This window comes from Pseudomonas batumici (assembly GCF_036585405.1).
GTDB lineage: Bacteria > Pseudomonadota > Gammaproteobacteria > Pseudomonadales > Pseudomonadaceae > Aquipseudomonas > Aquipseudomonas batumici.
In genome coordinates this window covers 6275548-6297990 of record NZ_CP144470.1, presented here as the reverse complement: position 1 = coordinate 6297990, position 22443 = coordinate 6275548, and the positions used below count along the sequence as shown (strand labels likewise).

The following is a 22443-nucleotide window of genomic DNA, read 5'->3' as shown; positions in this document are numbered from 1 at the left end:
ACCTCAATCAGTCGGATGGCTGTCCAACGCGGACGATAGCTGACTGGATGGGGACGCCCCCTCAAGCAGCGCATCCACCACCGCACGCGCTACCTCCACCGAATGCAGCATGCCCCAGAACAGCGCCCGCTCGACGGGGTTGGTGTGCAGGCTGATTTCGTCGCCATTGAGCTCCGCCGTTTCGAGCAGATTCGAAACGTAGATCAGCGCGTCCTGGGCAGTTACGCCGGGTTGGATGGCGAATAGCGTGGGCTTGTACGGGGCTTCGGGGATGACGGACTTGGAGCAGGTGAATGCGAGGGTATCGAGCAAACGGGGCGTGTTTGCCGGGGCCGGTTCAGATCCATTGGAAGGGGTATCGGAAACTTTGCGCAGGTACACGCCTTTGTCGGCGGTGCTGAGGTTTTTGCGCATGAGGGGCGGATCGGGGGTGATTTTCTTGGTCACGGTAAAGCTCCTCTGTTCAGAAAAGGAACTCGTCACCCCACGCTGCAAAACGAAAGGTGGCAAGCCGTACACAGGTTTGCAGACCGGAACAGAGGACCGGCAGGCCGAAGCCTCCTGCGCACAGCTCGCCATAACGCGAGCACAAAAATACCGCTTTCGCGGCGCTGTGCGCCTCTGTTGTGCCGGGCTGCAAAACCCGTATCGCTGAATTTGCAGCGACACGTGAACAGTAGCCCTGGCGTTTAGCGCACGCAATATTCTCCCATGCCTGAAACGCGTGGGAAATATGAGTTTTTTTGGCAGGCTATTTCGCGAACTGATTCAGTACTGCTGAGCTGCGCCTGGGGCACAAGATCGTCTCCGCCTACCGATGGACCCGCCACCGACGTCGTCTGAACTCTTGAGTCCCTTTTACGCATAAGCAAGCCACCCTACCGTCGCAATCAGCGGTGGAAAGTGCATTCCCAGGCCGGATGACATGCTCACTGACCCTACGCGAGCTACGATCCAGCGATCTCAAATCACCATGATCACCGGCCGCCAGAAAGGCGAGCGGCTCAGGTTCGGTCACAGCACCAGGACGAGTGCCAAGAGCTCGCGGCATAACCGACGGGAGTAGCGGGTCAAGGCCGAAAGCATCACTGAAACCCACTCAATGAGCAGATCTTGGGATGTAGCCAAGCTACTACCGATTCTGCCTGGAGGTGATCAGTTCCTTGCACCTATCCGCCACCTCTGGAATGGCTGCAGCCACCTGGGATAGCACCTGACACATCTGGTGCCCATCTACAAATGGGAAGACTTCAAGGTTGAGAGCGATTTGAACCTTACGCGTATTGCTGCCTTCAACAAGCCAGCGCTCAACGGCTCGAGTCATCGCAGCGCCATTGTCTTCTGTTTGCCAGGCCAGAAAGTCGAAAAGATTGGCCACCAGAAGAAACGGAACCGATTCCGGTATATCGATGTACAGGCGATCCGCTAAATCTGACTCACCAAACTCGATTACAACTGCTCGTACAGCATCGAACGCCTCTGTGTATTTGGGTTCATGGTTCTCTACTGCGATCACATCCAGTGCTTTAGCAACAACCTGATGCATAGCGATTCCATGCTTTGTGCCGAGATGCTGATGCTACCAGCCTCAGCACTACCTGTTGAACAATCAGCGCCAACCTGAGCCTCATGCTAGCTACCCGAGCACCTGGTACTTCCCTGCCCCAAGCTACACCTGAATCTGATCTACCCGCCCCGCAAAGAGCGCCCCAGTACCCAAAGAAAATTTGATGCCCACAACAGACTCACGCGGCCAGTTTGGTAGATTGACGTAAGCGCCTGCCCAAGTCAGCTTGCGTGACTCAGGTAAGCCCCTACTGAGTAGGCAACCTCATCAGCGCACAAGTCGAAGGTCAGCTAGCGCTGTGACATGCGCAACATATCTTGTTGCCGTCAGGGTCTCTGATGTAAGCACCGTAATAATCCGGAGAGTACTGAGGACGCAGTCCTGGTTCGCCTTCGTCTGATGCCCCGTTAGCCATGGCGATCGCGTAGAAGTCATCAACCTGCGCCCGCGTTTGGGCTTCGAACGCAACCATCACCCCGTTACCTGGTGTCGCGCGCTCACCATTTAGTGGGCTATAGATGCAGAACGCCGTACCTGAGCCCGTCGTACTTTGGGTGAATAGAGCGCGTTCAGGATTATGCTTGAGGGCAAGCAACGCGATGCCTAGCGGTGCAAGTAGCCGCCCATAGAAGTTTGTGGCGCTGGCGAGGTCGTTGGTGCCGATGGTGACATGGCTGAACATGAGGCGCTCCGATGGGGTTAAGGTATGCGTCTACCCAACTTACCTTGTGTGAGTTAGGCCAGCACCCATTGATACGGCAGAAGGTTACCGATTTCACGCTGTTTAGTTTGAAAGCGCCTCTTGGTGGAGGCGCCTTGAACATCACAAGCTTCGAGTCATCTCAGAGGCAAGCACCAATCGCTCAAGCCCGATGCCGAAACCTGCTCCCTCTCGATAGGCTCCGCCACCAACGACTTGCTGCTGTGCCCCCAGCGCGGGACAACATACCTCGAAACCATTCCCCTCCAGGTAGTAGCTCAGTCCGCGCTTCACTGACAGATTCAACTCATATTCGAGTCCCAACGAGTCAAGGAAGCCGGTGCAAATTGCTTGGCTACGCTGCAACGCCTGTGCGGGTGCGGAGCTAAGAATTTCGAGTCCCAGCTGAGTGAACTCGCGATACCGACCCGCTTGAGGTCGCTCATACCGGTAACATCGGGCCACGTAGAAAAACATCACTTCTTCCCGTGATCCGAGCAGTGCATCGTTACGCTCCTGAAAAAGCGCGGTTGCTTCCGGGATGAGGCAGCAAGGACGTCCGGCTTTGTCATCGAAGGCCCACATCTGTCCGATGATTTCACTTCCACCGGCCTTCTCAATAAAAGTGTCCTGCCCCCACAGCGCAGGAACGATGGCCTCCTCAGCCCCGGCCTCGATGAAGATAGCTCCGAAAACGCCCTTCTATCTCACGCATGGTTGCAGCTTCTTTCCCAGTCACTATTCGGGTTCCACGAAGCATAGTCATCGTCCAATCTCCATTTTTTACAGGCAATAAAAAAGGCGCCATTGGCGCCTTGGTTTGGTTCATTGAGTCGTCAGAATGAATGTTTCGAATTCTGATTAATCGATGAGCGTAAGCAACCGCGGCACCCTGAGCGAGGTCCGTGATGGTGATGGCGATTGCTTGGAATAAATTGAGTCATAGCCAATCCTTGCACAATTGCGGGAGCGCTTACAAGCCGCGGATCGCAAACCGGCAACGGGCACCACTGACCCCACTTTCACACAACTTGGGTCGAAGGCAGCCCTTCGCGACGGTCGTAATCGGCCAGAAGCGGCCCATTAGAATCGCCTATTGGAAACGACAAATATCTCTTTCAACGCAACTTGATCAACACGTCCAGAAATGCGCGTACAGCCGGGTTGGTGCGGCGACACACACGAGATTTAAGAGAAACAAATACAGCGCTGCGAAAGCCAAAATCGCAGCAGACAGCCCTGGATCATGCCGAAGTCAGTAAACGCAATGGCACCGATATGAACGCTGGACAGCGCCAGGCGCAGTTCTTCCCCATCCGATTGACAGATTCCCGCCGGCTCATTGTAATAGCCGGCGTTTACGGACTATGCAAGGGACCTGCCATGACCAAGACGCCATCTTCTGGCCGGGGCGATCTGCCCCGCGCGCTGATTTTCATCCCGCTGGGCCTGTGTCTGCTCTACCTCACCCTATGGCTGGTCGAAGACCGGCTGGACTTTCTGGCCCAGGCGCAACGCGCCGAAGGGCATGTCAGCGCCCTGAACGCGGGCGGCAGCCACCCACAAATTGACTTCACCGACGCAACGGGCAAGGCAGTCAGCTACCCCGAGAGCGGGTTTATATTCGGCTACGCGGTGGGCGACTCAGTGACGGTGCTCTACCGCGCCGATGCACCCTCCAGCACCGCGATCATTGAAGACCATGGCGCGCTATGGGGCGTGAGCCTGCTGACGGGCCTGTTCGCAATCGTGTTCACCGCAGGGGGCTGCTACCACGTGGCCGCATGGATTCGCCGGCGCCAGATGGCGCGACCCAAATAAGGATATTCAAATGCAAATCCCATTACCTGTAACTGTCAGTGACTGGCGCTACAAGACTGCCAGCAGTGGCGGATTGACCGTAGTGTTCGCGGCCGCCGCTGGCGGTGCACTGACACTGACCGACCCCAAGGGGGTCGACCAGCAGTTTCGCTATGGCTCGGTCGGGGTCGGCGTGGGCATCGGCGCGCGCCTGCCGCGGTTCGGCAAGGTCAACTTACACGTGCGGGGCAAGAGCGTCGGGGCAGCGGGCGCAGGCGAAGACTTTACGTCGGTCGGCAAAGTGCTGGTCGCAGACTCGATCGCTGCCCGCGGTCTGCTCCGCGAGGACTTCCAAGGCGCTTGTGTGTTCATTGAAGGGGGCGTGGGCCTGCTCGGTGGGGCCAGCGGCTCGGCCATGCTGTTCGGTCTGGACCCCAAGCTGCTGGCCACGGCCGCCGCCACGCTGTCGCCGATGGGCAGCATGCTCCTGCCTCACGACAGCACGGCGCGCCTGCTGCGCTCGGCCAAAGGCGTGATCATCGCCGCTGGCCTTAACGTGGGGCTGCAGGCTGGAGGCGGCGCGACTATTTCCCTGGGCGGGCTGTTCTGATCATCAGCCCTCGCGGGCGTGAGGCTTGCCAGTGCCAGCAAGCCTGCCAGGATTTCCCGGAGCGTCGAGCCGATCAAGAAGATGGACATCCGTTCGCGCTCGGCCATTACGGCCATGGCGTTTATTCCGCTGACTGTTTCGGGTCGAAAGCAGCGGGTGTCGAAGGGCAGCTTTCGACCCGAAGCAGACGGTGGTCACCTGCAGATCTTGGCCAGAAAAGGCCCTTCAATCCGTCTACGAAAATGGGAACGACTCATAGAGTTGTCGTGGTTGAGTATTTAATCGGTGAATTATTTCTGGTAAGTGGTATTATTTTTAATTATTTCAGTGGATTGAACTTCGATTACGCTACACTTAATTAAGTTTTTGGTTAAGAAGTCTACAACCTGCACTTGCTCTTTTAGAGATAAAGCATCGGTGGCTTGGCGTTGAGTTTCTTTGTTCAGGTTCTCTGCTAGTGTTTCATATGAAGAACTGAGCTGGTGTGATAGGGCGTAATGTGTGCTGGATTTAGATTCATACTCTTTCTTGGCTTTTGGCTTGATCACTAGTTGTGCGGCCGTATAAAATGCGGCGCAGCTTATGTTAGCCATTGCAAGAGGTTCAAGGCTCAAGCTTTTTTGATCCGCTGACACGTTGTGAGTAATTGCTGAAAGTGAAATTAAAATTATCTTCAGATATTTGCGTTTCATGTCTTTAGATCCGGTGTAACTACAAATAGCCCCTAAATGGGGCGAAAACGCTTTCGTAGACTTGGTGGATAACATTCCTTGTTTCCTGCCTAGGCTGGGTTTTGCAGCGGTCCGATGACCACATAAGGGAGTTATACACCATGGCTGGAAAACCACGGTTACTCTTGCAGATGCACGAGCAAATTCAGCTTAAACACTACTCGATTCACTTTGCGCGAGTCTACTGCGAATGACTGCTTTTGGCCGATTCTTGCCTGTCATTACGGGCAACAATTGACCGATTCCTGCTCTTGGCGAATGGCGGCTTACGTCAATGACTGGCGAAATCCAGAAGCTTTTTTCCTTCTGTCAGTCATATCAGCCGAGCGAGCGACCCGGTTGGCAATACGTTTGTCGCTTCAAGCTCAGTCAGGTGCTGAATAGTCTGCTCGCGCTCACTCTTCGGGGTGAGCCGGTCAAAGATCATGTAGTGCTCATCAATCCAGAGGCGTATTTGCTCCAGCCAATAGCTAGCGTTGCTCCGCTTCTGGAACTGCTCCAGCAGAAATTGCACCTGAGCCCACTTGGGCATGAGCCGGTGAAGAGCCCGTCTGCGAGAGGGTTGTAGAGTCTCCCACTCGCGCTCAAGCCTGGAGGTTAGATCGGACTGGATATCGCGCCACACCAGCAAGTGAGCCCCTTTGATGGCGACATCGAATACAGCTTGGGACGGATCATGGAGCGCCGCCACGATCATCTCCGGCCTGTGGTTACCCTCAATTGCCAGTACCAGCGCACGAACGGCACCACTACGTTGGTTGATACCAGGGCGTACCCACTGCTCAGGTACTCGCACACTCAGGTTTTGTGCAAGACCCAGCACACCCAGCCATTGAGCTTTGGAGATCGGCATATCACCGGCCAAACGTTCGAGGAGGATCCGGGAAGGATCAACGCCGTGCTGACTGGCAGCCCACAGTGCCGCAGACCTCGCCGACGACGAAGGGTCTACCAGAAACTGCTCTATCAGACGAAGACGGCCCTCCTGAAATCGCATGGCTGCGCGGAAAGATTGGGTCCTGAGGATACCGCTTGCGTTGCTCAACCCCAATGCGATGACCCTTTGCGCCGGTTCTTCGGCAAGCTCTTGAGTCTTGGCAATAGCCATTTGTCGAGCCACCAGATCTGGGTGGCCCATGGTCTCGCCCAGGAACGGGGTGAGATCATTCTCCCCCTTGGTTTGAATCAAGACCTTGAAGAGAAATCGAGCAGAAACGCCTCGGCTCACCCAGAAAGCTTCATTGCAGTGGGCAAGGCACTCTTTCATCGCCAGCGTGGTTTCAACCTTCTTGATCGTCGCGGTGTGATCGGCGCGCTTTCGGTTGCCTAATGCCATGATGGCGGGCATTTGCGCAATGAGCGACTCGGCATGCTGCGGCGTCAGATAATCATCAAGCGCCTCTACCGCGGCAACACGGACTTGAGGCACCCAGTCGTTGAGACGCTCGAGGATCGCAGCCAGCCGCATCGTCGACTGGGACGATCTGATCGCTTTCAGTCCGGCTTCACGGTCGAAACCAGCACAACTCTTAACCAGTACCTGCCAGTCTTTCGTCTGGAGAGGAGGCTCCTGCTCTGGCGGTAGTGGAACAACGGGTTCAGCCACAATAGGTTCTTGATGATTACGAGTGAGTCCTTTCAACCAAAACTTCCACATCAACACTGTCCCTAAATATGAATCCGCCAAGCATATAGGCATCGATCTCAGCAGCGCCACCCAGGTTCTTTTAAGGGAGCTACAGACGGCCACACGCTGGATCGACTATACGGTCAATCGCGCTCGCAGCCCCTCACGGAAGCCTGTCATTTCAGAAGCCCGCAAGAGATCTCTCTTTCACTTGACTGAAATTTCCTAGAAAATCCTGACCGCTTGTTTGCGCCTGCTCTCGCCGCTAGGCTTCGATTCGTCACTGCTCATCAGTGATCGGGTTTAGTCGCCCGGAAGTTCTACATTGGGCGCACAAGCGTCACCTCCCTGTCGGGCACGATTTTTCTTGCCCTGCTTTATGGTGGCTGTGCGCAGGGCGCCTTCGGGCGCGCCGGGTTCCCAATGTTCCGGTCGACTAACCTGTGTACAGCTGCCACCCCCTCGTTTAGTCGCGATAACTGGCAGTTCCACTTAACATTGGAAGTGCGAATATGTTCAAAGTAACCCCCAATCCACCTGCAACACCCAACGTTGAAACCATCGACCCTCGTGTCGCCGACCGGGCTTTGTCTTACTACAACCTCGGTCCGGATGCAGTCTCGAAACCTGCCCCTATCACCGTACTGCATGAGCGTCTGCCTGACCCCAGGAGTCAAGAGGACACCTTGGTCAGCGTCTATTCGATTCTGCAATCCGCTGCTGCAACAGCCTATGAAAACGCTGACAACCAAACCGGTTCGAACCGCAAGGTGGCGATGGGTGTGGTGCATCTGATTGAGCTGGCACAACTGAAGATGGACTCGGTGCTGGATGAGCAGACGGCCAGCGTCAGCCGCTGACAGCGCTCAAACGACAGAAGGACGGGAAGCAGGGCTTCCCGTTCATTTGAGTCTGAAGTTCAACAGCCGTGTCAGCCCTCCTCAAGCGATTGCCAAACACCTGCCCGGACCGAGAATAAGAAACACAAGGTAGTGTCCGGCTCAGTTGAACCACATCACTGTTCGCGGAATGTCGACTGAAGTCCCAGGGGCTGCAGCGCCCTATCGGTTTCGCTTATTGAGCAGGATGTCGGCGATTGGACCTACGCTGCGAAGACCTCCTCGACCAACCGCGGCAAAACCTCTGCCGCTCTACCCGCCAGGCTGAATTCGCGATCCCCTTCTACAGGCTCAGGCTGCACATTGATGTGCAGCACCTGCGCGCCATGTCATAAGGGTTACATCAACATCTTCGACGGAGGTCCGGTCATCGAAGCCCAGATCTCGAGAATCCGTGCCGTGCGCGACAGCCAGCCGCTGGGCCTGATGGTCGGCACACCTGACGACCATGCGCCGCTCTGGCTGATCCATAACCAGCGCCTGGAAAACTGCCGCATCACCGCCGCCCCCAGCGTGGAATCAGAACGAGATGTCGGCTGAATAGTTAGGCCAATGCGTCACCAGTTCATAATCATCGGCAACCCAGGACGAAAATCGTGTGTCTGGCCGCTTGCGCCATGATCGATTTCCAATATGACCAGATGCTCATCACCATGAACAATTTCAAATCCTTTCAGCTGGTTCGCGCAGTTGGCAGGGGTAGAAAAAGCTTGGCTGTTGGGAATGGTAACTCGCACAAATGTAATGTCGCGAAAGCCGTTGGGATGTTCTAACGGCTGCGCTCGCTCAATCGGAGCCTCATCGGGTCTCTTGGCAAACGAAAGAAAAAACCACATCGGTTCGGATATAGGCGCATGCCCCACGTCGACTTTCAGGGCAATGGGTAAGTAAACAGGTCGATACTCCCAGACCGGAAACGTTGGCTTCTCGCCTACGGTGGATGGTCTGAAGCAAATGCCAAAGGGCGCGGCGACTCCATCTGCGCACTTGAGGCGGTCAAAGAGCCGGGTTGGCGCTGTTAACTGACTTTGAGCTTCTGACTCATCGGTGAGATGTAAAAGCTCAATGAAAGAATTTCTAAAGAAGAACCTTCTATTGGCAGTGCCTTGGCCTGGGTGTACGTTTGGCGTCCCTTCAGCGAGCCCGAGGGCTTTCAGAGCATCAGCGCCTCGACCGTCATCATTCACGCAAACAAAAATATGATCTATTTCCATCGTTAATTCCATTTAACCATTTGATTTTATTTAAAAATTATTCGGCAGCAGGCCAGCAATTTCACTCGCCCGACGCGTCGGTAGCCGCGTGAGGACGTCTTTAAATAAGCATATGGATCGTACCCATTCAGCCGCGCAGACTGGATCAAGCTCATGATCGTCGCAGCCCGCTTGCCTCTGCGTAGCGAACTTGCAAAGAGCCAGTTCTTGCGACCAAGAGCCCACGGCCGAATCTGGTGCTCTGCCCAGTTGTTGTCAATGGGGACGGCCCCGTCCTCAAGGTAGCGCGACAGCACTGCCCAGCGCTTCAGGCTGTAATCCAACGCTCTGCTGATAGCCGAACCTTCGGGCACGAGATCGCGCTAGGCGACACTTCAGTTGGTTAAAGCCTGCTTCTTTGCATACTCCTGCGAGAGCCACTTAGCCTTTTGCTGGGCATAGTCGATACAAGACTTGATACTGCTTCGCACCTTAATACTGTCCGCAGGGGCCGCGTGTGAGCTCTCGGTCAGGCATTCCTCGATCAAGGCACTACTGAGTGGTAGCGCTTCAGCCGGCAAATCAGGCAGGTACTCACGGACGAAATCTGCCGTGCTAGCAAGTCGATTGGCATCGGTAGCGAATGCCCATTCTCGGAGGCTCACGTCATGCAGATTGCCGCCACGTTCCCAGCCATCGGCGAAGCGGTCTGGCTTACCGCAGCCTCCTAGTAGCGCAGCCGCTAATAAAACGACCAGCCAGTTCAACGTCTTTATTTGCATCCTTGCTCACTATTTAAATGTTTTGAAATTGTGCATGCGACCCGTGCTCCGGTACAGGCGAAGGTCTGCACTGAAACGGCACATAATAGGGCGATGTTTCCATTCTCCTTCTTCAATATGGCTCCACACAACACATGGTGGCCTACGGCTGGTCCAAAGCCGCTGAATGCCCCCTGAGTCCGCAGACACTGAATGGGAGCTCTTGGCCGGTTGTAGTCTGTCGCGACCGGTAGCTATGGGTCGTTTCGCGTGTCGATTGAGCGCGACTGAGCTGCGCCTAGAGCGACAAGGGAAAATAAATCGGTCACCTTTTCCGAAACAATGCGAAAGGAGGAATAGTCGGCCAATCGCCATTAGTGGTACCGTTTCCCTCAAGCAACGGAGGTCGCCGACATGAACGCGCTGAATAAAGTAGTAGCCTTGTTTCGCAATCGTAAGAAGAAAACTTGGGCTGAACTGAACGACTGGTCGCTCGCCTTCATCGGTGGCCCAAGCTTTCTGGTCGGCAGCTTCTACTTATGGGTTTCCGGGACCAACACGCTCAACTTAATGGTGGTGTCACGCGATCACGGCCTTCCCCTGAAAGCCATTTTGGCTTTCGCTTTCTTGGGCGGTCTCGCATTAAGTGGCTTGTACTTTATGACCGTAGCCAAGCGTTGCTACGAACTGATCGTTGAGCGGAATTTCAAGTAGCGTCCAGGCGAGGCCACCACAGCCAAGCTGGTTGCGCTTACGCGCAACGCGCCATGCCTGGCGCACGGCAAAAAGCCCAGCGTGGAGCTGGGCTTAGAGATCAATAAAGGTGCGATCATTTACATTTTGCGCCGCTCACATCGTCAGATTGGACTGAACGAATAACGTCCTTCTGCTCGCGAATTGCAGCACTGGCGACGGCAGCGTAGACCGCTCGCCTTTCCTCCACGGAGCCGTGGCGGAAAAAATCAGACATCGCCGAAGAGCCATGCGTCTTCGTCGAAGCGTCTATTACCTTTTCGCCTTTCATTGGGATGCTCCGTTCAAAACTTCTTCAAACTCTTCGTGATCGTAGGGCTGGTTGACGAAACCGTCAATTTCGTCGGCGAAAGGCCGATGCCGATGTCACCGTTTCCAGGCTCTCATCCGCTACTGCAAAAAGGGCAACAGGCAGCGTGCTCGACTTGGACGGCCTCGCGTCGTGATTCAGCGCCTGGCGTAAAAATCGAAGGTCAGCCGAAGGGACTCTACCCCTTGGAGTCCATCAACTTCAGATACGGATTGTCATACGGTCTCTCGGTGAAAATCAGGCTGGGGTCCTTGAGCAGATACCCCTTGATGCCTCGGTTTTTGCGTGGGCCTTTGACCTCACAGAACCAGATGTTCAGACCTTCTTCACTCTTGTGGTGCAGGCCCAGTTTCTCAAAGCAGCGTTGAACCCAACGCCAATCGCTGGTCCCCTGCTCCTTGGCCATCCGCGCGGTTTCGGGGTGTTCCTGGGCATAACGCTGAAAGATCTTCGGAGTGACCAGAAAGGCCGTCTCGGCGACGCTATGGACCGGCGCGTGGGCGTCGTTGAGGGTGATCGTGTGATTCAGGATGCCTCGGCGTAGCCAGGTGATGAAAGCTTCTCCCAAGTCCTTCCCCTTCACGTCCAGGACTGGCAAATGGATAGGCGGACAGGACTCGCGCGGAACAGGGCGCGGGCTAACAGGTGACGGATAGGCCTCAACCGTGGAGGGCTCGTCGGGCTCGTGAGGATGCGTGTCCGTTGAGCTGTCCTCATCCAACAGTCGAAACCATTCAGGGGGATCTTCACATGCTTGCTCCTGGGCCTGCATACCCATGCCGTGGAGTTCCTCCTCGTCAAAGGTAAAGCGGGCCTGAGCAGAGCCGTGCATCCAGTCCGGCTCAGTGTCCCAGGGTGAAGCCTGTTCGGGCGATGAGTGATCTACGGCTGGTGTATCACTGGTTTGTCCGGTTGTTGCGGTCGTCGTTTCAACCGTGATTGTGCCGCTGAACACAGGAGGACGCTTGCCCTCCTCCCAGAGCAACGCCGGGGAGACTTTGAGGAACGTGAGGGTTTTCTTCCATTTACCGCTCTGCACGGTGGCGGTCCAGATCGCTTTGCCTTCCACGTTGATCTGGATGATCGCGTTATCCTGAAGCACGTTGAACAGCGTGGCATTCGAGGACGGAATCCCCTCAGCACCTTGGGACAGCAAGTGAGCACGCAGCTTGTCAGCTACCGTTTTGCTGACCAGCCAGACGCTGTCGTCGGTGAGCCAGCCGTCTGACGCACGTGACTGATTCAACTTGAGCTGTTCGTTGACGAGGTAGCGCAGCCCTTCAATCAATTGACGCTGCAAGGAGCTCTTCGGCGCGGCCAGTGCCCGAACGGGATTACCCCCCAACTCCTGCGCCACCGAGGCCTGGTCCGCCTGACTGACCAACTCGCCCAAGGTGCCGGCATGTTCGAATTGCCCAGCCAGCATATAGATCAGTGCGCTCCAGGGTTCAGGATAGGTGCAGAGCCAATCGAGGATCGACGGTGGTAACACTTGCAGGGAGAGCAAACCCGTTGCGGCGCTGTGGAGCTTGTAGTGGCGCCCCTTCAGGTACTTGAAGCGATACGCGCGGTTCACCGGACCCTGCCACGGATGCCACACCGATCCATCCTCCAGGTGCACTTCTACGTCGACAGCGACTTTCCCAAGGTCGTGTAAAAGAGCCGCATACGCGATGGTGGCGGTCCAGGCTTCGGTTTGTGCCGCTTGGGTTTCAGGGGTGGCTCCCATGGGCAGCAGGTGGGACTGCCGAATCTTCAGGGCGTAAGCCACGATCTCCAGGCCATGATCAAGCATGCCACCGGGGTAAGCATGGTGGTGGTTTTCGGAGGCCGGCAGTTGTTGAACCAGTTCGGCGTAGCGTTCGATGGGGCGTAGATAGAGGTCGGCAAACTGTTTGCGTGACAGCGAGGTGCGTTGCCAGATGTGCTCCAGGAGCTTGCGCCGGCGCGGGGTCGACAGCAGCTCTGTAGCGGTCTGAGGCGTGAGGTAGTCGGACGCGCCGGGCTTGCGGGTTGGCTCGTGATCAGCCGCCTTTTTCAATTTGAATCGCCAGAACATTCAGCCTGCCATCCGTGTGGTGTGAGGGAGCCTTTTGGCTGTTCAGTGCACGGATGACCTTTTGCGGGTAAGCCCTTTGCCCTTCGTTTTGCTTCCCTTAGCCCCTTCCGTTTCGCCGTTCCTTTTATGGCCTTTTGGGCGCGGGGCTCCAGAGGAAAACAGGATTACGTCCCTCTGTATTTTTCTGTCACAGGTGGGACCAAGCTGTGTCATTCGGAGGGAGCACGGGAAGTGACACGACACGGGGTGCTTCGCCAAGCCCACGATGCTCAAGCTGAAATATCCGACACCCTCCGTCTGAAAGGGAGGACTAGACCGCCAGGGGCTCTTTTTTCATGCTGAAGGGGTGTCCTGCTGACGTTGTCGGCAACATGCCCAGGTAGCCCGGATCTAAAAGGCTAAGACGCGATGATCGCGTTGATCACCACCCGACCGCTCTCGCATTCATCACCGCGGTCAGTCGTCAGAACCGTTGACGACCGAATGCCTATTGCACCACCACCCAATGGGGAATCACTTTCCCCTGCGGATGAGTGCTTCCCCATTTTCTTAACGAAACTGGAGACACTCATGACTACTCAGAATCAGTCCGCTACTGAAGAAAAAAAGTACTTCAACCTGTACCTGCAAGGTATTGGCTACCTCAACAGTGTCAGAACGATCACTCGTCATAGGCAGTCGTACCTGAAGGTTTCGGTTGCCGTGCTCCAGGGCCCGGCTGACAGCGCCGATTACACCTACATCGATTGCACCGTGGTCGGTATCGAGGCGAAACAGCTCATCAGCCACTGCGCTCAAGAGATCAACAGCTCACGCGAAGCAGTCCTAGCGTGCTTCACGCTCAGCGACCTTTGGGTCAGCCCCTACATTCACCAGAAAGGTGATCGCCGAGGTCAGCCGGGGGCTGGACTGACCAGCAACTTGCTCTCTCTGTCCATGATCAAAATCAACGGTGAAACGGTGTATATCGCGCCGCCCAAGGAGAACACCTCAGATGAGAGTCCAGCGAACGCAATGCAGACACCCGATGCGTTGGATACAACGGATAGGCCAGAAACAATCGATGACTTGGAGACCATCGATAGCGGTGATTTAACCGATGGCACAGAAGACACCATGGTCGCGCACGACGCGGCCTGATCCATCACCCAACCAGGCGCCCTGACCGGCGCCTTCTTTCACCTTCGGGGCATTCACGTCCCTCGGGGATGGCGTGCCTCCATGACTGGACACAGAGGTTGACGTCATGAGTTCTAACCGAGCCTTGAGCGACACGCAGGCACCCGAAACACAAAGCCCTGCCCAGGAAGATCTGTTGATCGAAAGGGCCATGCAGATTCTGGATCGAAGGCTATTCACTCGGGGTCCTAAACTCGAGAGTCCGTCAGAGGTCAGCAGCTTCCTCAAACTGAAACTGGCCAGGGTGGACCGCGAGGTCTTTTGCGTCATTTTCCTGGACACCAAACAACGAGTTCTTGCGTTTGAAATGATGTTTTACGGGGATATTGATCAAACCAGTGTTCATCCCCGGCAGATACTCAAGCGCGCAATCGCCCATAACGCCTCATCGGTCATCGTGGCTCACAATCATCCTTCTGGGTGCTCCACACCCAGTAAGGCCGATCGTGAGCTCACTCGACGATTACGTGAGGCGCTGGCGCTCATTGACGTGAGGTTGCTGGATCACATCATTGTCGGTGCCGGTGATCCACTGTCCATGAGCGACTGCGGGTTGATGTAACCCTCATCAAGATGCCCTCCCCGGGGCCCCACTTTTCTGGTTTCACCTCTGCCTCTGCCGTGGCGGATCTGAACTCGTAGCTCACACTCAGCCCGACCTTGTCGGGCTTTTTTTCGTCCAAGGAAAAGCCCCTGTGATTTCACCCATTTTTTTGCAATGGAGGGTCATTGAGAGCCGATTCTGCGCCGATATGGGGGTGAAAGTAGGACCGTTCTGACATGAATCGGCCAAGTGCTTGATTCGCCCCTCCCTTCATGCACCTACAGGCATCAAGTCAGCTTTTGGCCGACTCAATCGTGGGAAATGCCTGACTACCTCAGCCAACGGGATTGATCGACCATTTACACGGGGTCGCTGTCGAGGACAGCCCTTCATCAGGTGGTCATGATCTACAAGGCTACGACGTACAGGAGTGCGTTGATCAGTGCAGTACGCCGGGCATTCATAGGCGAGGGCTGTCATCGACACCCTCGCCGACTGAAGACCCGATTTTCACACTGACGGAGGCTTGCCGACAGGCCGTGCCACCGGACAAATGATCGATTGCAGGAGATACGATGAAGTCCTCAAAACGCCTGGAAAATGCGCTCGAATCTACCATCTGTATTGAAGAAAAACTCAAGGCCGCGGTGGCTGGTTGGGGGGCCGACATTGACCGTTTCGCTTCAAGCTATGAGCTGCAGGGGGTCGATCACGAATTAAGGTCAACTATCAGGCAGCGAGAACACCAGCTTCATTCGTCCATCCGTTCTCAGAGCACTGAGTTAACCTGTTTGATCAGAGACGTAAGGTTCGAACTGGATATGATCAAGTTCGATAAACAGTTGTGGAACTCCACCCTTTTCGCGATCGTCGCTTCCCCCTTCACCGCGATCTCTGTCTTGGCATTGATCGATACATTCAAATAGGCCACAGCGTATAAAACGTGCCCTGGCAGGTTGGCGTTTGTGACCCCCCTTTACTCGGCACGGCCTAAGTGCTGATCCACAGCCACTCATCCTGTACGGGGCACGCCTCCGTACGGGCGCACGGCCTCTTCACATCAGGCATTCAGGGCCTAGCCGCCGCGAAAGATGGTCAAAAGAAGGTCCCTGGGCCTCAAATACGGATCGGGCGTTTTGTGGTGTCAGTCGTCGAGGTTTTCAGCCAGAAAAGCGACCAGATCCATCGGGCTTCGGCTGTTGATCACGTTGTAGATCAGATCGCGCTTGGAACGTGGCAACTTCTTCACGCAGCTCTTGGCCGATGCCCTCACCGCCTCATCCGTACCATGAATGCGTGCCGCCAGGAGCAGCACAAGAACGACGTCAGAGAGATTCATAGCGGGGTCCAAAACAGAGTGCTGGGAGTGTAGCGATTCTTGAGCGCTCGTAAATCCCCAACAACACGTCAGATGGGCATTCATATACCGTTCGAATCGGCGAACCAGGCGCGAGCTTTCAGGGCACATCGTGAACGGAGGGCATCCATTTTTGGCACCAGAATCTTACTCGGAACGGACTTGAAGCCGAAACGTTTCCAGGACGGAATCGCCCTCGCACAGGCGCACGTCACACTTCTCTGAATTTCCCCCCTGCATCACCAAAAACCTGCGGCTCACGGCCATCTTCTCCGAGCTCAAGCAACCGATAATGGCTTTTGGCCAGAAGCCTCCCGTGGTAAAACGGCTATCAGTCAACAACAGCCACAAGAACAGCACTAAGCGGTGCAAGGGATGTTGAGCGCATGAAGCGCCCATGGCCTCACCGCTTTGACCATTAGGGCATTATGAAAATTACGCGAGACGACAGGCCTGAAGATTTTCTCAGGCTGGAACAGCTTTTGTACGGCAACAATTATTGCGTATGGGTCAACGTCTACGGCCCTCTGGACGCTAGCCAATCATTAGCCGATGCCCTCACACACGCAGTATCCCGAGACAGTGTGGTGGGCGGCGCCAAAGACGTTTCAGTTAGCGAAGTTCAAGAGCAAGTGATGGAGCTACTGCTTCATCCAGGCGATGAAGGTTCAGGGCCGGTGGATTTGGCTACCAAGCTAGATGAAATCACGCTCCTCGCTGAAAAACTGATGCAAACCGCACACGTCCATGAGGCTGACGACATAAAAGCCTTCTGGTTCAAAAAAGGTCACCCCGCCTACCCGGTATTTTGGGAGTTTGCCTATGACGTCCACGCTCAAGGTAAGCGCTGGATCCTTGTGGGCAGTAGCAGCGACTAACCGCATGAGTTGTTCGTCATGGGTGCGCGCTACGACCGTTGGGCTTCTTGCTCCAGGCACCGGCTCGACTGAATGTGGTTGAGACAGCCATCGATGTAGATCTTCAGCAGGATCGTGGGGTGGTCAGGAGGCCGGCCTGTGGCAGCTGCAATAGCGTCGTCGAAACCCAAGAAGGTCAGGTCGAGTTTGTCTACGAAGGCATCGACTAGGTGCACCGGATTGGCATCGCTGAGGTCGTCAGGACTCTCGGGGGAGCAAAGTGTTTTGGCCGCGATATTCGTTTTGAATGAAGCGCCTCATGGGAAATTCCTGCGTTAAAATCTTCAGCAATCATGCGAGCGGTGACCGTTATGAAAGCCCCACGAATGACGAAAACACACGGCTCTCAATGGGCTCAAAAGCTCGTGGAGCTTGGCTGGACGCTTAAACATGAATTCAAGGCTGACAACGAAACATACGAGTGGTACCTGGAATGGGAGCACGCCGAAGAGCCACCCTTGCTGCCTCACAAGATCATTGGGATAAGCCCGGCCGCTAATGTCCCTGTGCCTGATTCAAGAGAGCAGATTTAACGTTGCAGGTCTAAGCACGGTGGATACGTTTTCACACAGCCTTGGCCAGAAGTATTCATTCTTGAGCACCAAAAAATCGATAGGACTGAATATGAGTGAACTACCGGGGGCCGGCGCGCTCCATGATGATGCAACACGAAAGAAAATCCAGGCTGCCGTAGCGGCGAGAAACCTGGCCAGTGCATCGAACAATACCAAGTGGGATGAGCTGATCAACCATTTCCGCCAGCTTCAGGGTTGGCGTCCGTCTTACCGATCCAAGTCCGTCACAGGATATGTCTCAGAGTGGGATGTCGAGTGGTTTTACCATCTGCCGTTTCCATTTGCGTCCGTCGAATGGTTCGACATTGGCTTGTCGGAAGCAGCCCCCTCGAAAGGAAGGCTGCTTGCACCTACAACCATTGACCATACAGACGAAATATCGAAGATCGTCGCACAAATTGGGTTCGAGTTTGACGTACGTGCTGACGTTCTGAGAATTTGGGGATACCTCCCAAAATCGTATGAAGACTTTCCGCCGGTATGACAGGCTGAGATCGGCAATCCGCTAACCCCCTCACCCCAATGATGCACCCGTGCTGTACTCCCATCCTCTGCCCGCTGCTCAGCAGCCAAGTAGCCCCCGTGGAGACCAGCTCCCGGCTCATGCATTGAAAGCATTCACCGAGCACTCATGCCCGTGCACAGTGGAACGACTCAAACGGCTACCGCTTGGCCGGTGAAACCTGGTCTTTCTGTCCTGCCTGGGTGATATCAAAAATTTTCTGGTCGCATGACAAGAAATTCTGCAGATCAAACTCAACCAAATAGGTCTTACTGGACTGAGCGAGGAAGGCTCGAGACAGCGGGCCACATTTTTCCAGCCGATAAGTCGTGCCACGGTCGTCACGCCAATTGGCTACACCTTCAACCTCAGTCAGTTGACCCGCTGGCACTAACATTTCGCGGCTCGGCTTCGCACCATAGAGCCCTCGAGTGAGCCCTTTAGCCAGCCCCCTGGCAAAGGCGGGTAGCTGCTGCTCTAGAGCATCGTTATACACAACACCTACTCTGTTCAAATTCCCGGGCTTTCCGATCTTAAAATTCACGGTAGCGCCGGTGTTGACCACTTTGAAAATGACCTTTGCATTGTGTTCGTCTGCGGTGAGCACCTCGGGCTTTTCAACCGGTTCTGCTGGATCCGCAGCCTTATGCGAAGAGCAGCCGGCAAGAAAAACGGTGAGCACGATCAAAGAGACTGCCTGAACTAACAAATTGCGTACAAACAAACCTTTAGCCTCCATAAACCCCATCATCCTCAGCCATGAGATAGCCAAACGCCATCATATCAAAAGCGCCTATAGCCAGACGTTTTTTCGAATCGCTCCGCCTGCCAGGCATTCCGATACGCGGCCTTGAGATCCTATCCGGGCCACATTGGAGCATGAAGACTTCAGTATACTGAGAGGCCCCTTTATCAAAGTCCGTGGGTTGTCATGCCGAGCCGCAGAAGCAAATCACTCGTACCGTCTTTTAGCTGGGCCTCACCGGACCCGACGGAACGACGCACATGACGACAGCCACCGCCCTCACCGCTCGAGAGGTTTACCAGGTGCTCAAAGATGTGGCTCTGGGTGTACGCACCCTGCGTCGACTGAGCACGCAGTCCTGGAACGAGATCCATACCGGACCTATGCCCGTTGAGGTAGATGGCTGGACGCTTACGCTTTTCAATGACGGCGATACCCTGAATTACTGTGACGACGCGACGTGCCCTGCTGGAAGAGTAGGAACGCTTGACGATTGGCAGCGTTACGGAACCAATCCGGTTGATCTACTTAGCACTTGGGAGCATCAGCAGCTGCAGCACACGCTCGCCAATCTTTGATGTCCGCGATAGCCAGCAGTATTGGCAACAGGCAGCTACCCCTCCTCCGACTGAAGAGCCTCCTCAATCAGAGACGTTCTGCCAATCACGTCCGCCAACTGAAGGCAGCCTTGTTTAACTGCACAACTTTGGAATCTTTACTTAAGTTCCATTGGACAAGCATCATGAGTCACCAGCATTCATGGAATGAACTCTCACATGCTCAGCGCATTTTTCAATAAGCTCTTCAACCGCCCCCCGACACAGGAGAGCTTTGCCCAGAAGGTCATCAAAGCCGCTCGCGATAGCGGCTTTAACGGTCCCCTCGAGTACTTGCCTGAGGAATTCCGACTGCGCCAAGGTGATCGCGCTTATTTCAATCTACACAACGCCTACCGCGACTACCTACAGGCCAGTAAAGACCTAAAAGCAAGCGTGCTCAACCGCTACTTGGCAACCCTGCTCGCCTCGCATAAGGGCACGTCTGCGACCTTCGAACAGACTCGCCCCTTGCTACGTCCGGTGATTCGTAATCTGGCCATGCTGGAAGAGATTCGCCTGCACCACGTACATAACGAGGGCTGGGACTCACCTTTCACCGTGGCCCACCACCCGCTCGGCAAGGATTGTGTGACGTTGCTGGCGGTCGACTACCCAGACACCACCTCCACGCTGACCAAGGGTCCGCAGGACGATTGGAACATCCCCCTGAACGAAGCGCTGTCCATTGCACTGGACAACCTGCGAGACGTAACGCCCGATGCCTTCGAGCAGATTATCCCCGGGCTTTATCTTGGCGCCTGGAAGGACGGCTACGACACCAGCCGGGTGCTGTTGCCCGATGTCCTGCAACGCGCGCGCGTGAAAGGCCGACCGGTGTTCATGATCCCCAACCGCGATGTGCTGATGGTCACCGGCGACAAGGATATCGAGGGCTTGCGCCATATGATCGAGCTGAGTTTCAAGGCCATGGATAAAGGTCGTGCTCTTTCCAGTCAGATCTACACCTATAACGAACACAAGATCATCCCGTTCCCCATTCAGGAGCCGGAACTCAGCGCACGCCTGGGCGACCTTCAGCGATTAATGCTCCATGGCTTCTACAGCGCGCAGAAAGAATTTCTGGACAAGATTCATGAGGTCTGGAATGAAGATGTGTTTGTAGCCACTCATATGCTCTACGAACAGCCCGAGAACAACGGCAGGACCTTCTCAATATCGGCCTGGACACAGGGTGTTGCTACCTCCCTGCCCAAGACGGACCGAGTCGTATTGGTACAGCCTCAGGAAAACGGCCCAGCAGTCACGCAAGTGGTTGCTTGGCAGGAGGTAGAATCAAAGCTGGGAGAGCTGCTTTGCGCGGAAAAAGACTTCTACCCTCCGCGTTACTCCACCCTCGGGTTCCCTGGTCCCGAGCAGCGTAGCCAGCTGACGCCGATTATCTGACGAACTGCCTGCACCGCGTTCAGAAGAATAAGTTGGAGCCATTTTCACGGTATAGGCGTGGCTATCCTTAGCCTTTTCAAGAGCTAGGTGAAAAACAGCTTCACGCCTTGTATTTTCTGCGTGCTCCTCCAGAAAAACCAAGCGCGCAATCAACCTCCGCGCTGATTTTCCTCAATAGGTCCTGCTCTGAACTCCGTTGCATCGCCCACCAGAAAAAATACCCTCGACCCAAATCCTGTTTGTTTGCGGCGCCACCGGCTCTGATTTGCAACTGTGTTCTCACCACTGCGTGAGGACACATGGATGTTTTTTTCCCCTACTCGGCCGCTGGCCACCGCTGTAACACTCGCCTTGCCGTTGACCATGATTGCGCTGTCGGGCTGCGCATCGTTGACGACTTCATCTGCCCGGACGGAGGTCGCACGCCCTTCCGTTTCGAAGGTTTCCCACCGGTCCCAGGTTCAGTGGCTGCTACCTGAACGTTCGCCTGCACAGCGAGAGGGCCGTTACACCCTCGCCAGCACGTTACCCCGGGCCGAGCAGTTGGATCTGCTGAGCCAGGTGATCGATATCCATCTACCGGAGGTCTTGAACCCGACGGTCCAAGAAGCCATGCGCTACGTTCTGCGCCACTCAGGCTATCGGTTGTGTCCGGCGGACGGTGCAGGGACTGGCGATGTGCAGGTGCTGTTCTCCCATCCTTTGCCCGCTGCTCACTACCGGCTGGGGCCTATCACTGTGCGTAATGCACTGCTGGCGTTGGCTGGGCCGGCCTGGCAAGTGGAGGTTGACGAAAGAGCCCGAAGCATCTGCTTTGTGGCACGGGACAAGGGTTCGGAACGGCTGCCGACAACCGTAGCGGTTGGCGCGGCGGCGAGTACAGCGGGAGCGATTTCCTCACCTGCGGCGCGGCCGCTGGGAGGTGAGTGATGAAGCGTCCCACGCTGTATTCAGCCATTCAGGGCACCACGCTGGTTCTGTTGGTGGGCACCGCGATCTACCTGGGAAGCAAACTCTCGACGCTCTCCACCGTTGTGGCCTCGACGCCCTCTCACGAAGGTCCAGACAGCATCCAGCTGCATCTGAAAAAGGTGGATGCCGAACTCAAGGGTTTGCAGTCGCTGAGCTGCGTGACAGAGGCCGATTTTCAGGTCGCGCAACAGGCAATCCTTGAGCGCGTTGAGGCGCTGGCGGCGGACCGCGCCGTAGAGACCGTCGTCTCGGGACTCGCTGCACTGACCACCCAGGTGGAAAACACCGAGGGCGCGTTGCTGGCGCTCAAAGCTGCTGTAGAAACCCCTCCTGCTCCGGCCACTGCGCCGCTCCCCTCCACTGCTGTTGCACCGGGTTCTTCATCGACCGTGCCCAAGGCTGTACGTCCTCGCAAAACCAGCGTACGACCACCCTTCACCGTCGTGGGTCTGGAGTCGCGCGGCGGTGAGTTGTTTTTGGCCGTGGCGCTCACAGGGGTACGGCGACTGGAGGACATTGAGCTACTTCGGCCCGGCCGGGTGTTCTTGGGCTGGCGCTTGGAAGCGTTGGAGCCGAGCAAAGCCCGATGGATTCGGCCTGACGGTGGGTCGCTCACCGTCTCGATGCCGTGAGGGATGC

The 22443-nt window shown here is 55.7% G+C and carries 25 protein-coding genes and 3 pseudogenes; 14 read left to right on the top strand and 14 right to left on the bottom strand.

Features of this window, described 5'->3' with window-relative positions; translation table 11 throughout:
* Positions 1–3: 3 nt before the first annotated feature.
* The 4 genes from NUH87_RS28940 to NUH87_RS28925 form a co-directional block, all read right to left on the bottom strand.
* Complete coding sequence (locus NUH87_RS28940; RefSeq protein ID WP_338523702.1) at positions 4–447, bottom strand: hypothetical protein; 444 nt, start codon at positions 445–447, stop codon at positions 4–6.
* A 685-nt stretch (positions 448–1132) separates the two neighbouring features.
* Positions 1133–1546, bottom strand: a complete 414-nt coding sequence (locus tag NUH87_RS28935; RefSeq protein ID WP_338523701.1) for a hypothetical protein — start codon at positions 1544–1546, stop codon at positions 1133–1135.
* A 307-nt stretch (positions 1547–1853) separates the two neighbouring features.
* Entirely contained in the window at positions 1854–2249 is a 396-nt protein-coding gene (locus tag NUH87_RS28930; protein WP_338523700.1) for a VOC family protein, read from the bottom strand.
* Between the two features lie 141 nt (positions 2250–2390).
* Positions 2391–2951, bottom strand: coding sequence for an ATP phosphoribosyltransferase regulatory subunit (locus NUH87_RS28925; protein WP_338526994.1), 561 nt, complete (start codon positions 2949–2951; stop codon positions 2391–2393).
* Positions 2952–3650: 699 nt separating this feature from the next.
* On the opposite strand from NUH87_RS28925, the gene NUH87_RS28920 reads away from it, so the two are divergent.
* Both NUH87_RS28920 and NUH87_RS28915 read left to right on the top strand, forming a co-directional pair.
* Positions 3651–4088 (top strand): DUF3592 domain-containing protein, encoded by a 438-nt coding sequence (locus NUH87_RS28920; protein WP_338523699.1) that lies wholly within the window; start codon positions 3651–3653, stop codon positions 4086–4088.
* A 10-nt stretch (positions 4089–4098) separates the two neighbouring features.
* Entirely contained in the window at positions 4099–4677 is a 579-nt protein-coding gene (locus NUH87_RS28915; RefSeq protein ID WP_338523698.1) for a hypothetical protein, read from the top strand.
* Between the two features lie 290 nt (positions 4678–4967).
* On the opposite strand, the gene NUH87_RS28910 is transcribed toward NUH87_RS28915, so the two are convergent.
* Both NUH87_RS28910 and NUH87_RS28905 read right to left on the bottom strand, forming a co-directional pair.
* On the bottom strand, positions 4968–5444 hold the full coding sequence (locus NUH87_RS28910; protein WP_338523697.1) for a hypothetical protein: 477 nt from the start codon (positions 5442–5444) through the stop codon (positions 4968–4970).
* Between the two features lie 277 nt (positions 5445–5721).
* A complete protein-coding gene (locus NUH87_RS28905) occupies positions 5722–7065 on the bottom strand; it encodes a hypothetical protein (RefSeq protein WP_338523696.1) in 1344 nt (447 codons plus the stop codon).
* A gap of 482 nt (positions 7066–7547) precedes the next feature.
* Between NUH87_RS28905 and NUH87_RS28900 the strand changes: the two genes are divergently transcribed.
* A complete protein-coding gene (locus tag NUH87_RS28900) occupies positions 7548–7895 on the top strand; it encodes a DUF6124 family protein (RefSeq protein WP_338523695.1) in 348 nt (115 codons plus the stop codon).
* Positions 7896–8264: 369 nt separating this feature from the next.
* Positions 8265–8474 (top strand): annotated as a pseudogene (locus NUH87_RS31435) (arginine N-succinyltransferase); the annotation flags it as partial.
* 17 nt (positions 8475–8491) lie between these two features.
* On the opposite strand, the gene NUH87_RS28890 reads toward NUH87_RS31435, so the two are convergent.
* The 3 genes and pseudogenes from NUH87_RS28890 to NUH87_RS28880 all read right to left on the bottom strand — a co-directional run bounded on the left by NUH87_RS28890 (position 8492) and on the right by NUH87_RS28880 (position 9909).
* Complete coding sequence (locus NUH87_RS28890) at positions 8492–9148, bottom strand: VOC family protein (RefSeq protein ID WP_338523694.1); 657 nt, start codon at positions 9146–9148, stop codon at positions 8492–8494.
* Between the two features lie 30 nt (positions 9149–9178).
* A pseudogene (locus NUH87_RS28885) lies at positions 9179–9510 on the bottom strand (IS66 family transposase); the annotation flags it as partial.
* 12 nt (positions 9511–9522) lie between these two features.
* A complete protein-coding gene (locus tag NUH87_RS28880) occupies positions 9523–9909 on the bottom strand; it encodes a hypothetical protein (RefSeq protein WP_338523693.1) in 387 nt (128 codons plus the stop codon).
* Between the two features lie 393 nt (positions 9910–10302).
* Here NUH87_RS28880 and NUH87_RS28875 point away from each other — a divergent pair, with 393 nt between their 5' ends.
* Positions 10303–10602 (top strand): hypothetical protein, encoded by a 300-nt coding sequence (locus NUH87_RS28875; RefSeq protein WP_338523692.1) that lies wholly within the window; start codon positions 10303–10305, stop codon positions 10600–10602.
* Between the two features lie 115 nt (positions 10603–10717).
* On the opposite strand, the gene NUH87_RS28870 is transcribed toward NUH87_RS28875, so the two are convergent.
* Positions 10718–10912 (bottom strand): hypothetical protein, encoded by a 195-nt coding sequence (locus NUH87_RS28870; RefSeq protein WP_338523691.1) that lies wholly within the window; start codon positions 10910–10912, stop codon positions 10718–10720.
* 217 nt (positions 10913–11129) lie between these two features.
* A complete protein-coding gene (gene mobH, locus NUH87_RS28865; RefSeq protein ID WP_338523690.1) occupies positions 11130–13010 on the bottom strand; it encodes a MobH family relaxase in 1881 nt (626 codons plus the stop codon).
* A 570-nt stretch (positions 13011–13580) separates the two neighbouring features.
* On the opposite strand from mobH, the gene NUH87_RS28860 reads away from it, so the two are divergent.
* The 3 genes from NUH87_RS28860 (at position 13581) to NUH87_RS28850 (ending at position 15659) form a co-directional block, all read left to right on the top strand.
* A complete protein-coding gene (locus tag NUH87_RS28860) occupies positions 13581–14150 on the top strand; it encodes a DUF3577 domain-containing protein (protein ID WP_338523689.1) in 570 nt (189 codons plus the stop codon).
* Positions 14151–14256: 106 nt separating this feature from the next.
* Positions 14257–14751 carry a RadC family protein gene (gene radC / locus NUH87_RS28855; RefSeq protein WP_338523688.1) on the top strand — a complete coding sequence of 165 codons (495 nt, stop codon included), beginning with the start codon at positions 14257–14259 and terminating at the stop codon, positions 14749–14751.
* A gap of 557 nt (positions 14752–15308) precedes the next feature.
* A complete protein-coding gene (locus NUH87_RS28850; RefSeq protein ID WP_338523687.1) occupies positions 15309–15659 on the top strand; it encodes a hypothetical protein in 351 nt (116 codons plus the stop codon).
* A gap of 218 nt (positions 15660–15877) precedes the next feature.
* Here the strand turns inward: NUH87_RS28850 and NUH87_RS28845 are convergent, their stop codons facing one another.
* The gene (locus NUH87_RS28845) at positions 15878–16072 is read right to left on the bottom strand and encodes a hypothetical protein (RefSeq protein WP_338523686.1); all 195 of its coding nucleotides are present in this window, start codon (positions 16070–16072) and stop codon (positions 15878–15880) included.
* A gap of 446 nt (positions 16073–16518) precedes the next feature.
* Here NUH87_RS28845 and NUH87_RS28840 point away from each other — a divergent pair, with 446 nt between their 5' ends.
* The gene (locus NUH87_RS28840; RefSeq protein ID WP_338523685.1) at positions 16519–16968 is read left to right on the top strand and encodes a hypothetical protein; all 450 of its coding nucleotides are present in this window, start codon (positions 16519–16521) and stop codon (positions 16966–16968) included.
* A gap of 32 nt (positions 16969–17000) precedes the next feature.
* Here the strand turns inward: NUH87_RS28840 and NUH87_RS28835 are convergent.
* Positions 17001–17268, bottom strand: a pseudogene (locus tag NUH87_RS28835) (transposase); the annotation flags it as partial.
* Positions 17269–17631: 363 nt separating this feature from the next.
* Between NUH87_RS28835 and NUH87_RS28830 the strand changes: the two are divergent.
* Positions 17632–18066 carry a DUF6678 family protein gene (locus NUH87_RS28830; protein WP_338523684.1) on the top strand — a complete coding sequence of 145 codons (435 nt, stop codon included), beginning with the start codon at positions 17632–17634 and terminating at the stop codon, positions 18064–18066.
* A 178-nt stretch (positions 18067–18244) separates the two neighbouring features.
* Here the strand turns inward: NUH87_RS28830 and NUH87_RS28825 are convergent, their stop codons facing one another.
* Positions 18245–18823: a hypothetical protein gene (locus NUH87_RS28825; RefSeq protein WP_338523683.1), complete on the bottom strand. Its 579-nt coding sequence runs from the start codon at positions 18821–18823 to the stop codon at positions 18245–18247.
* Positions 18824–19089: 266 nt separating this feature from the next.
* On the opposite strand from NUH87_RS28825, the gene NUH87_RS28820 reads away from it, so the two are divergent.
* The 4 genes from NUH87_RS28820 (at position 19090) to NUH87_RS28805 (ending at position 22436) form a co-directional block, all read left to right on the top strand.
* Positions 19090–19407 (top strand): DUF7693 family protein, encoded by a 318-nt coding sequence (locus NUH87_RS28820; RefSeq protein ID WP_338523682.1) that lies wholly within the window; start codon positions 19090–19092, stop codon positions 19405–19407.
* A 198-nt stretch (positions 19408–19605) separates the two neighbouring features.
* Positions 19606–20832: a DUF1444 family protein gene (locus NUH87_RS28815; protein ID WP_338523681.1), complete on the top strand. Its 1227-nt coding sequence runs from the start codon at positions 19606–19608 to the stop codon at positions 20830–20832.
* Positions 20833–21135: 303 nt separating this feature from the next.
* Positions 21136–21762, top strand: a complete 627-nt coding sequence (locus NUH87_RS28810) for a PilL N-terminal domain-containing protein (RefSeq protein WP_338523680.1) — start codon at positions 21136–21138, stop codon at positions 21760–21762.
* The gene (locus NUH87_RS28805; RefSeq protein ID WP_338523679.1) at positions 21762–22436 is read left to right on the top strand and encodes a hypothetical protein; all 675 of its coding nucleotides are present in this window, start codon (positions 21762–21764) and stop codon (positions 22434–22436) included. Before NUH87_RS28810 ends, NUH87_RS28805 begins: the two co-directional genes overlap by 1 nt.
* Positions 22437–22443: the final 7 nt, after the last annotated feature.